At 70.6% G+C, this 13,722-nt stretch carries 10 protein-coding genes, 1 tRNA gene, 1 other RNA gene and 1 pseudogene; 8 read left to right on the plus strand and 5 right to left on the minus strand.

Features of this window, described 5'->3' with window-relative positions:
* Window positions 1–61 precede the first annotated feature (61 nt).
* Window positions 62–138: transfer RNA gene (locus tag ASG63_RS18120), tRNA-Arg, on the minus strand.
* 460 nt (window positions 139–598) lie between these two features.
* Here ASG63_RS18120 and ASG63_RS18125 point away from each other — a divergent pair.
* Together ASG63_RS18125 and ASG63_RS18130 are read left to right on the plus strand one after the other, a co-directional pair.
* The gene (locus ASG63_RS18125) at window positions 599–985 is read left to right on the plus strand and encodes a hypothetical protein (protein ID WP_056219689.1); all 387 of its coding nucleotides are present in this window, start codon (window positions 599–601) and stop codon (window positions 983–985) included.
* A 46-nt stretch (window positions 986–1,031) separates the two neighbouring features.
* Complete coding sequence (locus ASG63_RS18130; RefSeq protein WP_056219691.1) at window positions 1,032–1,706, plus strand: hypothetical protein; 675 nt, start codon at window positions 1,032–1,034, stop codon at window positions 1,704–1,706.
* A gap of 201 nt (window positions 1,707–1,907) precedes the next feature.
* On the opposite strand, the gene ssrA is transcribed toward ASG63_RS18130, so the two are convergent.
* The 3 genes from ssrA to ASG63_RS18140 all read right to left on the minus strand — a co-directional run bounded on the left by ssrA (window position 1,908) and on the right by ASG63_RS18140 (window position 2,819).
* Window positions 1,908–2,273: a transfer-messenger RNA gene (ssrA, locus tag ASG63_RS24575) on the minus strand.
* Between the two features lie 5 nt (window positions 2,274–2,278).
* Window positions 2,279–2,602 (minus strand): hypothetical protein, encoded by a 324-nt coding sequence (locus tag ASG63_RS18135; protein ID WP_082559383.1) that lies wholly within the window; start codon window positions 2,600–2,602, stop codon window positions 2,279–2,281.
* A gap of 25 nt (window positions 2,603–2,627) precedes the next feature.
* The gene (locus tag ASG63_RS18140; protein WP_056219697.1) at window positions 2,628–2,819 is read right to left on the minus strand and encodes a hypothetical protein; all 192 of its coding nucleotides are present in this window, start codon (window positions 2,817–2,819) and stop codon (window positions 2,628–2,630) included.
* Window positions 2,820–3,302: 483 nt separating this feature from the next.
* On the opposite strand from ASG63_RS18140, the gene ASG63_RS18145 reads away from it, so the two are divergent.
* The 6 genes from ASG63_RS18145 (at window position 3,303) to parE (ending at window position 13,445) form a co-directional block, all read left to right on the plus strand.
* Complete coding sequence (locus ASG63_RS18145; RefSeq protein ID WP_056219700.1) at window positions 3,303–3,530, plus strand: hypothetical protein; 228 nt, start codon at window positions 3,303–3,305, stop codon at window positions 3,528–3,530.
* Window positions 3,531–3,741: 211 nt separating this feature from the next.
* Window positions 3,742–4,125 (plus strand): response regulator, encoded by a 384-nt coding sequence (locus ASG63_RS18150; protein ID WP_055955569.1) that lies wholly within the window; start codon window positions 3,742–3,744, stop codon window positions 4,123–4,125.
* 86 nt (window positions 4,126–4,211) lie between these two features.
* Complete coding sequence (locus ASG63_RS18155; protein ID WP_056219703.1) at window positions 4,212–6,116, plus strand: AI-2E family transporter; 1,905 nt, start codon at window positions 4,212–4,214, stop codon at window positions 6,114–6,116.
* A 159-nt stretch (window positions 6,117–6,275) separates the two neighbouring features.
* Window positions 6,276–9,050, plus strand: coding sequence for a type I DNA topoisomerase (gene topA, locus ASG63_RS18160; RefSeq protein ID WP_056219706.1), 2,775 nt, complete (start codon window positions 6,276–6,278; stop codon window positions 9,048–9,050).
* A gap of 101 nt (window positions 9,051–9,151) precedes the next feature.
* Window positions 9,152–11,134, plus strand: coding sequence for a PhoX family protein (locus ASG63_RS18165; protein ID WP_056219710.1), 1,983 nt, complete (start codon window positions 9,152–9,154; stop codon window positions 11,132–11,134).
* A gap of 265 nt (window positions 11,135–11,399) precedes the next feature.
* A complete protein-coding gene (gene parE / locus ASG63_RS18170; RefSeq protein WP_056219713.1) occupies window positions 11,400–13,445 on the plus strand; it encodes a DNA topoisomerase IV subunit B in 2,046 nt (681 codons plus the stop codon).
* A gap of 182 nt (window positions 13,446–13,627) precedes the next feature.
* Here parE and ASG63_RS25495 read toward each other — a convergent pair.
* Window positions 13,628–13,722: pseudogene (locus ASG63_RS25495) on the minus strand (porin family protein); the annotation flags it as partial.

Raw genomic sequence — 13,722 nt, forward strand, 5'->3', positions numbered from 1 at the left:
AGTGACGGAGTAAAGCGTTGCCCCGTAACGACTTTGCGTTCTGTAAGATGATGAAAAATAGTGGCGCGCCCGAAAGGATTCGAACCTCTGACCCCCAGATTCGTAGTCTGGTGCTCTATCCAGCTGAGCTACGGGCGCCTGCGACCGGTGGGGGTTGGTGCCGCCCCCGGTGTGAGCGGGTGTTTAGAGGCTCCTTTTTGCGCTGGCAACCCTGGCCGGACAGATTTTTCGCGGCGGTGCGCTTCACCATCCGTTCGGGGAGGGCGCGCGCGGGCACGACGTCCTGCCTCCCGGCGGGCGATCCCCTATCTCGTTTTTCGAACACAGGCTCGTCTCGATCGGAAGGTGTTCTTTCGCGGTGAAGGGCAGATCTGATGCCGGGATGCAGCGTATGCGTCGATCAAAATTGGTTTTTTGTCGGCTCGTGATCTTGTCGTTTCATCCCGTCATCACTGTCAGGGCAAGGTGGAACATTTATGACAACGCTTCGGATTGGCCGTTTGAACCGGGATTGCCGGTTTCCATCTTGGAACGCTTTGCGGTCCTCGGGAATTGAGAGGGTCTCTTGCCCGTCCTAGACTTATCCAAGGAGAACGCCGTGAAACGGTCCCTGACCACCCTCGCCCTTCTGACGATCCTCGGTGCGGGTTCGGCCTCCGCCCAGACCACCGTCACCGGCACCCCGGCCCCGGACGCCAAGTCGAGTGCCACCTCCGGCGGCCAGGAGGCCGTGACCCGGCCCAACACCGACAAGCCGGACGCCACCAAGCCGGCCACGGCCAAGGCGGCCTCGAACGCCAAGCTCGAGGAAGGCGCCAACAGCTTCACCGAGGCCCAGACGCACCACCGCCTCACCGAGGCCGGCTACAAGGACGTCAAGGGCCTGACTAAGGACGACAAGGGCATCTGGCGCGGCGAAGCGGTGCTCGACGGCAAGCCGGTCAAGGTCGGCGTCGACTTCAAGGGCAACGTCGCGGCCCAGTAGGCTGCCACCGCCCACCCCTCCCCTCGCCCGCACACAGGAGTTTCCCATGGCTCATCAGACCATCACCGCCCTGTACGACGATTACGACGCTGCCAGCACGGCCGTCTCCAAGCTCGAGGCCGCCGGCGTGGCGCATGCCGACATCAGCATCGTGAGCAGCAACGAGGGGGACCGGCATGCCGGGCGCGTGCGCTCCGCCTCCGACCTGGACGCCCCCGTCCACGGTGACACCCCGGAGAAGGCGTCCAGCGGCGCCGGAGCGGGCGCCACCGTCGGGACGGTCCTGGGCGGCGCCGCCGGCCTGCTGACCGGCCTCGGCCTGCTGGCGATCCCGGGCGTCGGCCCGGTCGTGGCGGCGGGCTGGCTCGTGGCCACGCTGACGGGCGCGGGCATCGGCGCGGCGGCGGGCGGCCTCGCCGGCGGCCTGACCGGCGCGGGCCTCAGCGAGACCGACGCCCATACCTACAGCGAGGGCGTGCGCCGCGGCGGCACCCTGGTGACGGTCCGGGCCGACCAGTCCCAGGCGGCCCGGGTGATGGACATCCTGGAGGAGCACGGTTCGATCGACGTCGACGAGCGCGCCCAGAACTGGCGGGCCGAGGGCTGGACCGCCCCGCAGGCCGCCGCCGCCACCTCGCCGAACGCCATCCCGGGCAACGCCCTGGGCGGAACCGTCGAGGGCCGCAACCGCGTGCGCGCCTACCCGACCACGCCGGTCTGATCGACGCCCCACGGCCGCCCTCCGCGTGGGGGCGGCCCTCGCAACGGCGGACACCCCGGCGGCCCTCGGCCCCGGGGTTTTTCGTACGTGGACTGGGGAAGTCGTCGAGGCGTGGTCGCGCGCGGGGCCTTTCCGCGTGTGCGCGGGCCCCGGTCTCTCGACGGTCTGGGATGATCAGGAAAGGGTGGGTCCCGGAGCCGAAGCTCCGGGTTCTGTTTCGACGGTTACCCTACCGCAAGATGCTTACGCCGCGAGGCGGGCATCCATGACAACGTTATCGTTGGCATTTAGAGTTTTGGCCAAATGCTCGAAACAGGGGTTGCCTGCGTCGAACCGGTCGAGTCCTTACCGACAGCCGCATCGTCCCGCACCGAAGTGAGAGCGAACTCGCGATCCCTTTACCGCCCAGTCGATCCTATTTCGCCCCCATCAGAAGACCACCCGCTGACGTGGATGGGCTTGTGGTGGAGGCGCCGGAGTACTGCCCTCCGGGTCCTGAAACGTTATTACGAACCGGTCATCAACCGCAGGTCCGATATAGGCGAAATCGCCGCGCGGGTCCAGTCGGCGCGCTATCCCGCCGCACCCGTCTCCCGAGCGAACCAATCGGCGTAGGGGGTGGTGTGGGCCATGTGCCGGTTGAGGTCGGGCGCGCCGTCGTCCCACCAGACGGGGCCGCGCTCCCCGAGGCCGCACTTGGCCGCGTCGACGGCCCGGCGGGCCTGCGCGACCGCGTCCGCATTCCCGGCCGCCTTGCCGGCCTTCACGGCCCGGCGCGCATCCATCAGCGCGGCGACGAGGGCGTCGCGCGCGGCGGGGTCGAGGTCGGGACGGGTCCGGCGCCAGAGCCGGCCGCGCACCACGAGGTAGCGTCCGTCCGGCGTCACGAGCGGCAGTGCCGCTCCTGTTCGTGGCGGAGCCTTACCCCGTGGCGCGGCCACGGCGATGCGCCTGCTCCTCGATCAGGGCTTCCACGGCCGCGATCGTGTTCTCGAGGTCGGCCACGCGTCGCAGGACGCTGTCGGGCGGCAGCATCTCGATCTTCGCGGCTTCGGTGATGAGGGTCCTCTGAGCGTCCTTGAGGCGGTCGAGGAGGGATTCCAAGTCTGACATTGTCCGGCTTTAGCGGATGCCGGGGGCGGCCCGCAATGCACATCGGAGAAAGAGAGCCGAGATATCCTTGGCTGATCTCCATGGCTATTGTCCGGCCGCGCGTCGAAATCCCGCGCGCGGCGCGGGCTCTGACTTCGGCGATCCTGCCCGGTCTTGACGGTCGCGGCTCAGGTAGAGTGGAAAACCACCGTCACGCCGCCCTCCGTCTTGTCACGGAAGGTCTTGTCGCGATCAGGGCCGGCGGCGAGGTCGGTCGACCGCTGCGTCATCGGCGAGGTCCTGTCGAGCCGGCCCGCCTGGATCCGAGCCGCAGATGGCGCCGTTCGCCGCCTCGACGATCCCGTCGCGGATCTCCGGGGCCCGCCCTGGCCGCCCCTGATTCCCGGGGACCCGGCCCGTGGAACGGCGGCGGCATCGATCCCGTTGGCTCCGCGGTCCGTGCCGGAACCGTCTCCGGCCGGACGGCCCGTCCGGGAAGGCCGCATGCTCCTCCTCCTCCTGTCCCTCCTGCTCCTGGCGACCGTCGTCCTGATGGTGGTCCGGCGGCGCCACATCGGTCGCCTCACCTCCTTCGCGACGCTGCTGGCGGCCGTGATGCTGATGATCTGGATGCAGAACACCGGGCTCCTCCCGGGGAGCCAGGGGCGCTACAGCGACGACCGTCCCCGGACGAGCATCGATCCTCCGGCGCCGGCGCCGCGCGCCCCCTGAGGGGCAGGCCCGTCACAGCACGGCGCCTGTGTCGCTGGATCGCGTGGGATGCCATGGACCGTTCCGGCCGATCGCGCGTTCACCGCTCGGCCCGCGCACGTGTCTTGCTCGGGGGGCTCGTGTATCGGGGGCTGGGTCCCGTGCGGACCGTCCGGGGTTACGACAGATCCGGCGGCATCGGGGCCGAAGACGATCGAAGGATATTGGGGCGATGGCGAAAATTCTTCTGGTGGAAGATCACGAGGAGATCTGGGACTTCCTGTCCCGCCGGCTGAAGCGGCGCGGCTACGACGTGATCCTGGCGCATGACGGCGAATCCGGCGTTCAGCAGGCCCGCACCGGGCAGCCGGACGTGATCCTCCTCGACATGAACCTGCCGATCCTGGACGGCTGGTCGGCCGCCCGCGTGCTGAAATCCGGCAGCGACACCAAGGGCATCCCGATCATCGCCCTGACCGCCCACGCCATGTCGGGCGATCGCGACAAGGCGATCCAGGCCGGCTGCAACGACTACCACCCGAAGCCGGTGGACTTCTCCAAGCTGCTGACCCAGATCAACGCCGCCGTCGGTCCGCAGGCGCCCGCCATCGCCTGAGGCGGCCCGCCCGGCCGCGCGCCCCGCGCGCCCGATGCCGTCGCATCGGCTGCCGCGTCGCTCACCCCAACGAGACCGATCCATCCATGAGCGACGATCCCATCACCGCCCGCCTCCTGCGGCAGGCGATGCCGGTCTTCACGACCCTGGCCTCCTGCCTCCTCGTGATCACCATCGCGGCGGCCCTGTATCTCGGCCGCGACGTCTTCGTGCCGGTGACCCTGGCGATCCTGCTCAGCTTCGTCCTGGTGCCCGGCGTGCGCCTCCTGCGCCGCATCCGGGTCCCGCGGGCGCTCGCCGTCCTGGTCGTGGTGCTCACCGCCTTCGGGGCGCTGCTCGGGGTCGCCCTCCTGATCGCCAACGAGACGGCGCAGCTCGCCTCCGACCTGCCCCGCTACCAGGTGACGATGCGCGAGAAGATCGCCTCCCTGAAGGAGGCGACCGCCGGCAGCGGCACCCTCTCGCGCATGGTCGACATGGTGCAGGATCTCAGCGCCGAGCTGCAGCCGGACCCGAACGCGACCCCGCCCGAGGGCAGCGCGGGCAGCCTCGCCCATCCCCTCCACGTCCAGATCGCCTCGGCCAAGGCCGGGCTGCTCGGAACCCTCGGCGCCGTCGCCGGCCCGATCCTGCATCCCCTCGCCACCACGGGCCTGATCCTGATCTTCACGATCTTCATCCTGCTGCAGCGAGAGGATCTGCGGAACCGCGCGATCCGGCTGGCGGGCTCGGGGGACCTGCGCCGGACCACGGCGGCCATCGACGACGCGGTGGCCCGCCTCAGCCGGTTCTTCCTGGCCCAGCTCATCCTCAACATCGCCTTCGGCCTCGTGATCGGCCTCGGCCTGTGGTGGATCGGCGTGCCGAACCCGATCCTGTTCGGGGTGCTGGCCGCGATCATGCGCTTCGTGCCCTATATCGGCGCGGCGATCAGCGCCCTCCTGCCCCTCATCGTGGCCGCCGCCGTCGATCCGGGCTGGAGCATGGTCATCGCCACCGCGATCCTGTTCGTGGTGGTGGAGCCCATCGCCGGCCACGTGGTCGAGCCCCTGCTCTACGGCCATTCCACCGGGCTCTCCCCCATCGCGGTGATCCTGGCCGCCACCCTCTGGGCCTTCCTGTGGGGACCGATCGGCCTCGTGCTGGCGACCCCCATCACCGTCTGCCTCGTGGTGCTGGGGCGCCACATCGAGCGGCTCTGGTATCTCGACGTCATCCTGGGCGACCGCCCCGCCCTGTCGCCGCCGGAGATCTTCTACCAGCGCATGCTGGCGGGCGACCCCGAGGAGGCGATCGACCAGGGCCGGATGTTCCTCAAGGCCCGCGCCCTCGTCACCTATTACGACGAGGTGGTGCTGGCCGGCCTGCTGATGGCGCAGGAGGACCTCTCCCGCGGCACCCTCGACCGGACCCGCCAGGACGAGGTCGGCACCGCGCTCCGGGCCGTGGTCGCCCGCCTCGGGACCGTGCCGGCGGGCCGGACGATCGGTTCCTCCGCCTCGGCCGGCAATTCCGAGACCTCGGCGGCCATCGCCGCCATCGGGCCCGACCGGCAGGTCGCCGCCGTGGTGCTGCGCCCGGAGGACCTCCCGGCCCGCTGGCGGGCGGCCCGGCCCGTGCTCTGCGTGTCGAGCCGAGGCCCCTTCGACGAGGCGGCCACCGCGATGCTGGGGCAGATCCTCGGCCGGCACGGCCTCGGCGCACAGGTGATGTCGATGGCGGAGCTGCGCCGGGGCGAAACGCCGGACGATCTCTCGGGGATCGCCCTGGTCTGCTTCTCCTACCTGGAGCCCGTCAGCCTGTCGCAGATCCGGCTGAACGTCCGCCAGGCGCGGCGGGCGATTCCCGGCGTCCGGGTCCTCGTCGGCTTCTGGCGCGAGCGGGATCCGGCCTCCCTCGATCGGCTGCGCCGCACCCTCTCCGCCGACGTGCTGGTGACCACCCTGAACGGGGCGCTCGACGCCGCCCTGACCTTCGCCAAACGGGGGTGAGGCCGGGCCGAGCCAGGGGGGCCATTTGACATCCCCCTGGGCTTGACCCACTTCTCCCCCGCGCCGACCCCCTCTCCGGACGGGTGGCGACGCCCCCCGCACAATCTGCGCATGGACGTTGCTGCGGGTCAGGCCCTGACGAGAGGCTAGTACCAGCACATGAAAGTCGTCGTCGTCGAGTCGCCGGCCAAGGCCAAGACGATCAACAAGTATCTCGGCCGCGACTACGAGGTTCTCGCCTCGTTCGGCCATATCCGAGACCTTCCGGCCAAGGACGGCTCCGTCGATCCGGAGGCGGACTTCCACATGCTGTGGGAGCTCGACGATCGCGGATCGAAGCGCGTCTCCGACATCGTCAAGGCGCTGAAGGGCGCCGACGGCCTGATTCTCGCCACCGACCCGGATCGCGAGGGCGAGGCGATCTCCTGGCACGTGGTCGAGGCGCTCACCGCCCGCCGCGCCCTCAAGGGCATGCCGGTGGAGCGCGTGACCTTCAACGCCATCACCAAGACGGCGGTGGAGACCGCCATGCGCCAGCCCCGGCAGATCGACCAGGCGCTGGTCGACGCCTACCTGGCCCGCCGGGCGCTCGACTATCTGGTGGGCTTCAACCTCTCGCCGGTGCTGTGGCGCAAGCTGCCCGGCGCCCGCTCGGCCGGGCGCGTGCAGTCGGTGGCCCTGCGCCTCGTCTGCGAGCGCGAGCGCGAGATCGAGGTCTTCAAGCCGCGGGAATACTGGTCCCTGGTGGCGACCCTGGTGACGGAGACCGGCGCCAGCTTCGAGGCCCGCCTCACCGGCGCGGACGGCAAGCGCATCCAGCGCCTGGACGTCGGCACCGGCGAGGAGGCGGCGGCCTTCAAGCGCGACCTCGAGCTCGGCACCTTCTCGGTCGGCAGCGTCGAGGCCAAGCCCGCCAAGCGCCACCCCGCCCCGCCCTTCACCACCTCGACCCTGCAGCAGGAGGCCTCCCGCAAGCTCGGGATGGCGCCGGCCCAGACCATGCGCGCCGCCCAGAAGCTCTACGAGGGTGTGGAGATCGACGGCGAGACGGTGGGCCTCATCACCTACATGCGGACCGACGGCGTCGACATGGCGCCCGAAGCCATCGCCGACGTGCGCCGGGTCGTCGCCCAGGAATACGGCGAGCGCTACCTGCCGGGCGCGCCGCGCAAATACAGCGTCAAGGCCAAGAACGCCCAGGAGGCGCACGAGGCCGTGCGCCCCACCGACATGGGCCGTCTGCCCAAGGCGGTGGCCCGCACCGTCGATGCCGAGCAGGCCAAGCTCTACGAGCTGATCTGGACCCGCACGGTGGCGAGCCAGATGGAATCGGCCGAACTGGAGCGCACGACGGTGGACGTCGTCGCCCAGGTCGGGCCGCGCACGCTGGAGCTGCGCGCCACCGGCCAGGTGGTGAAGTTCGACGGCTTCCTCACCCTCTACCAGGAGGGCAAGGACGACGAGGAGGACGAGGACGGCCGGCGCCTGCCGCCCATGAAGGCGGGCGACCCGCTCAAGCGCGAGCGCATCGCCTCGACCCAGCACTTCACCGAGCCGCCGCCGCGCTATTCCGAGGCCAGCCTCGTCAAGCGCATGGAGGAGCTCGGCATCGGCCGGCCCTCCACCTACGCCGCCGTGCTGCAGACCCTGCGCGACCGCGAATACGTGCGGATCGACAAGAAGCGCCTCGTGGCCGAGGACAAGGGCCGCCTCGTCACCGGCTTCCTGGAGAGCTTCTTCAAGCGCTACGTCGAGTACGACTTCACCGCCGATCTCGAGACGCAGCTCGACCGGGTCTCGAACGCCGAGATCGACTGGCGCGAGGTGCTGCGCGACTTCTGGCGCGACTTCTCCGCCGCGATCGCCGGCACCAAGGAGCTGCGCGTCGCGGAGGTGCTCGACGCGCTCAACGACCTGCTCGGCGCCCACATCTTCCCCGAGAAGGCCGACGGCTCGAACCCGCGCACCTGCCCCACCTGCGGCTCCGGCCAGCTCTCCCTGAAGCTCGGCAAGTTCGGCGCCTTCGTGGGCTGCTCGAACTATCCGGAGTGCAAGTACACCCGCCAGCTCGCCGCCTCGGGCGTCGAGGGCGACGGCGAGGGCTCGTCGGAGAACGGCGGTCAGCCCGGCACGCGGGTGCTCGGCAACGATCCCGCCTCCGGCCTGCCCGTGACGGTGCGCGACGGCCGCTTCGGTCCCTTCGTCCAGCTCGGCGAGGCCGCGGCCGAGAAGGAGGCGCCCAAGCCCAAGCGCTCCTCGATTCCGAAGGGCACCAGCCCGTCCTCGGTCGACCTGGAGATGGCCCTGAAGCTGCTCGCCCTGCCGCGCGAGGTGGCCCGCCACCCCGAGACCGGCGAGCCGATCCTGGCCAATCTCGGGCGCTTCGGGCCGTACGTGCAGCACGGCAAGATGTACGCGAATCTCGGGCGCGACGACGACGTGCTGGAGATCGGCGCCAACCGGGCCATCGACCTCATCGTCGCCAAGGAGCAGGGCGGCGGCCGGCGCGGGCCGGCGGCCGATCCGGGCCGGCCCCTCGGCGAGCACCCGGAGACGGGCAAGCCCATCGTGGTGAAGTCGGGCAAGTACGGCCCCTACGTCACCGACGGCACCACCAACGCGACGCTGCCCAAGACCATGGCGGCCGAGGCGGTCGACCTGCCCCAGGCACTGGAGCTGATCGCCGCCCGGGAAGCCGCGGGCGGGGGCAAGAAGAAGGCTCCGGCCCGCAAGGCGGCGGGCGCCAAGGCCCCGCCGAAGAAGGCGGCGGTCAAGAAGGCCCCTGCGGCGAAGGCCGCCGGGAAGACGGCTGCAGCGGACGGGGACGAGGCCTCGGCCAAGCCCGCCGCGAAGGCGACGGCCGCCAAGAAACCGGCGAAGAGCACCAAGGCTGCGGCCGAGAAGCCCGCCGCCGCGGCACGCCGGAAGGCTTAAGGAACGGTGGCCGGGGCACCGGCCGCTGTCACACCGGTGCCATGCGGGCGGGGTAGCGGGGACGGTCGTCAGCCCGCGCCCCGCACCGGACCCGCCACGCCATGACCGCATCGAACCAGAACCGCTCGCAGGCCGCCGAGGCCGCCGAGGATCGTGGATCGAACGGCAGCGCCAACCCGACCTTCGGCGACGTGGTGGCGGCGCGCTTCGATCGGCGCGACCTCCTGCGCGGTCTCCTCGGCGTCGGCGCCATCGCGGCGGTGGTGACGCCCCGCGCCCTGGCCGCCCGCGAGGCGGTGGGTCCGGCGTCGCCGGCCAGCGACTCCCGATTCCCGTTCGCGGAGATCGAGGCCGGCTCGGACGCGCACCACCACGTCGCCGCCGGGCACGATGCCGAGATCCTGATCCGCTGGGGCGACCCGGTGCTGCCCGGCGCGCCCGCCTTCGACCCGCGCAATCAGTCCGCGGCGGCACAGGCCCAGCAGTTCGGCTACAACAACGACTTCGTCGGCTACTTCCCCATGCCGGGGGCGGCCGACCCGGCGGCGCACGGCCTCCTCGTCGTCAACCACGAATACACCAACGAGGAACTCATGTTCCCCGGCCTCGGGCGCCAGGACGGCAAGGCGGTGGACTTCCAGGGCATGACCCGGGCGCTCGTCGACATCGAGATGGCGGCCCATGGCGGCTCGGTCCTCGAGATCCGGCGCCGGGACGGCCGCTGGACGGTGGTGCCGGATTCCAAATACGCCCGCCGCATCACCGCCACGACGCCGATGGCGCTGACCGGCCCGGCCGCCGGCACCGACCGGGTGCGGACCGGCGCCGATCCCAGCGGCCGGTCGGTCCTCGGGATGATCAACAACTGCGCCGGCGGCACGACCCCCTGGGGCACGTGGCTGACCTGCGAGGAGAACATCAACTACTACTTCTCCGGCGCCCTGCCGAAGGACTCGCCGGAGGCCGCCAACCATAAGCGCTTCAACCTGCCGGCCAACGCCTATGCCTGGGGCCGCTTCCACCCGCGCTTCGACCTCGGCCGCGAGCCCAACGAGCCGAACCGCTTCGGCTGGGTGGTGGAGATCGACCCCTTCGACCCGACGAGCGTCCCCAAGAAGCGCACGGCCCTGGGGCGCTTCAAGCACGAGGGCGCGGCCGGCATCGTCGCGAAGGCCGGGCAGTACGTGATCTACCAGGGCGACGACGAGCGTTTCGACTACGTCTACAAGTTCGTCACCCTGGGCCGGGCCGACAGCGGCGACCGCGACCTCCTCGATTCCGGCACCCTGCATGTCGCCCGCTTCGACGCCGACGGGCGCGGCACCTGGATGCCGCTGGTCTTCGGGCAGGGTCCGCTGACGCCCGAGAACGGCTTTGCATCCCAGGCCGACGTGGTGATCGGCGCCCGGCTCGCCGCCGACCGGCTCGGGGCCACCAAGATGGACCGGCCCGAGGACGTCGAGGCCAACCCGAAGACCGGCAAGGTCTACGTGATGCTGACCAACAACGGGAAGCGCAAGGCCGATCAGGTCGACGCCGCCAACCCGCGGGCCGACAACCGGTTCGGCCATATCGTCGAGCTCACCCCCGACGACGGCGACCATGCCGCCACCGGATTCACCTGGGAGATCCTGGTCCGCTGCGGCGACCCGAGCATCGCCCAGGTCGGCGCCACCTTCTCGTCGGCCACCACGACGAACGGCTGGTTCGGCATGCCGGACAATTGCGCCGTCGACGGCCTCGGCCGCCTCTGGGTCGCCACGGACGGCAACGCGCCCTCCCGCACCGGCCGCAACGACGGCATCTGGGCGGTGGAGACGGACGGGCCGGGCCGCGGCACGGGCAAGCACTTCTTCCGCGTGCCCCACGGCGCCGAGATGTGCGGCCCCTATTTCACCCCCGACGACACCACCTTCTTCGTGGCCGTCCAGCATCCCGGCGAGGCCGACGAGGAGGACCCGAAGGCGGTGCCCGCCACCTTCGAGGCGCCCGCCACCCGCTGGCCGGACTTCGACCCGGCGATGCCGCCCCGCCCCGCGGTGCTGACGATCACCCGCCGCGGGGGCGGCCGCGTCGGGACCTGAGGCGGCCCACGGGCGCGGCGCCCGGCGCGACGATCCACGGATCACGCCACCGTCAGGCCTTCTTAACCACCCCCATACCATGTCATGGGGTGGTACGCCCTGTGCGGCGGGGGCTTCCGGCTCCCGCCTCTCGGAGCGGGAACCCCTTTCTGTTTCCGGTTTGTTCCGGTATGGTGAGAGGATGAAGGCGAATGCTGCACGGTCTCCCTCTGCGATCCGGCCCGCGAAGCCCGCGGCTGCCCCCTCACCCGCGCGAGGCGCTCCGGTGAGCGACCCCGCACGCGATCTCTTCGCCGGCGGCAAGGCGCCGCTGCCGAAGGCCGCCGAGCGGCGCAAGCTCGACGCTGTGGCGCCGCTTCCCCCCGTCTCGGCGGAGGCCGGTTACGACGCCTCCACCATCGAGGTGCTGGAGGGGCTGGAGCCGGTGCGCCGCCGCCCCGGCATGTATATCGGCGGCACCGACGAGCGCGCCCTGCACCACCTCTTCGCCGAGGTGATCGACAATTCCATGGACGAGGCGGTGGCGGGCCATGCCAGCTTCATCGAGGTGGAGCTGGAGGAGAGCGGCCACCTCGTCGTCACCGACAACGGCCGCGGCATCCCCGTCGACCCGCACCCGAAATACCCGAACAAGTCCGCGCTCGAGGTCATCATGACCATCCTGCACGCGGGCGGTAAGTTCGACTCGAAGGTCTACGAGACGTCCGGAGGCCTGCACGGCGTCGGCATCTCGGTGGTCAACGCCCTCTCGGACGAGCTCGAGGTCGAGGTCGCCCGCAGCCAGACCCTCTACCGCCAGACCTTTTCGCGGGGGCATGTCCAGGGTCCCTTGGAAACCGTCGGCCGGGTGCAGAACCGGCGCGGCACCCGCGTGCGCTTCCACCCCGATGCCGAGATCTTCGGGGCGCTGAAGTTCGATCCCCGCCGCCTGTTCAAGATGGCCCGCTCCAAGGCCTACCTGTTCGGCGGCGTCGAGATCCGCTGGCGCTGCGCCCCCGCCCTCCTCGATGGCCTGGACGACGTGCCGGCCGAGACCGTGCACCGCTTCCCCGGGGGCCTGCGCGACTATCTCGCCCGCGATCTCGAGGGCAAGGAACTCGTCACCGACGCGATCTTTTCCGGCAAGATCACCAAGCCGGGCGGGCACGGCTCCCTCGAATGGGCCGTCGCCTGGATGGTGACCGACGACGGCGTCTCGGCCTCCTACTGCAACACCATCCCGACGGCGGAGGGCGGCACCCACGAGAGCGGCCTGCGCGTCGCCCTGCTGCGGGCCCTGCGCGAGCATGCCGAGCGCGTCGGCCAGGCCAAGCGCATGACGGCGGTGACCACGGACGACGTCATGGCGACCTGCGCCTCGATGCTCTCGGTCTTCATCCGCGAGCCCGAGTTCCAGGGCCAGACCAAGGACAAGCTCGCCACCGTCGAGGCCTCGCGCATCGTCGAGACCGCGATCCGCGACGCGTTCGACCACTGGCTCGCCGCCTCCCCGGCCCAGGCCAACAAGCTCCTCGACTGGGTGATCGACCGGGCCGAGGAGCGCCTGCGCCGGCGCCAGGAGAAGGAGGTCGCGCGCAAGTCCGCCACCCGCAAGCTGCGCCTGCCGGGCAAGCTCGCCGACTGCTCCAAGGCCGGCATGGCCGGCTCGGAGATCTTCATCGTCGAGGGCGACTCGGCCGGCGGCTCGGCCAAGCAGGCGCGCGACCGCGCCACCCAGGCGATCCTCCCCTTGCGCGGCAAGATCCTCAACGTCGCCTCGGCCAGCCGGGACAAGCTCGGCGCCAACCAGCTGATCTCGGACCTGACCCAGGCGCTCGGCTGCGGCACCGGCGCGGGCTACCGCTCGGAGGACCTTCGCTACGAGAAGGTGATCATCATGACGGACGCCGACGTCGACGGCGCCCACATCGCCTCGCTGCTGATCACCTTCTTCTACCGGCAGATGCCCAAGCTCATCGACCGCGGGCACCTCTACCTGGCGATCCCGCCGCTCTACCGGATCAGCCAGGGCGCCAAGACGGCCTACGCTCGCGACGACGACCACAAGGCGCAACTGATCAAGACGGTGTTCAAGAACGGCAAAGTCGAGATCGGCCGCTTCAAGGGCCTCGGCGAGATGATGCCGGCCCAGTTGAAGGAGACCACCATGGACCCGAAGAAGCGCACGCTCCTGCGGGTGGAGGTGCTGGACGAGGCCCGCGACTCCACCGGGGACGCGGTGGAGCGCCTGATGGGCAACAAGCCCGAGGCGCGCTTCACCTTCATCTCCGAGCGTGCCGCCTTCGCCGACGGGGCCGAGCTCGACATCTGAGACGGTGATCGCCCGCGCCTTCGGAAGACCGGACGCGCGGGCGACGATCGACGGGCCCCGAACGGACGCCCGTCTTGAAGAGGAGCCCAGACGCAAGAAAGCCCGGCCGCGAGGCCGGGCTTTCTTGTTGGCCGGGGCCCGCGCGACCGGATCGACCGCGCGGGAGGCCGTGGGTTCAGATCCTAGTAGGAGCCGAACTTGTAGTTCAGGCCGGCGCGGACGACGGCGAACTCGGTGTCGCGCACCTGGCGGCCGCCGCTGACGAGCACGACGCCCG

It is taken from the genome of Methylobacterium sp. Leaf94, assembly GCF_001426045.1.
Lineage (GTDB): Bacteria > Pseudomonadota > Alphaproteobacteria > Rhizobiales > Beijerinckiaceae > Methylobacterium.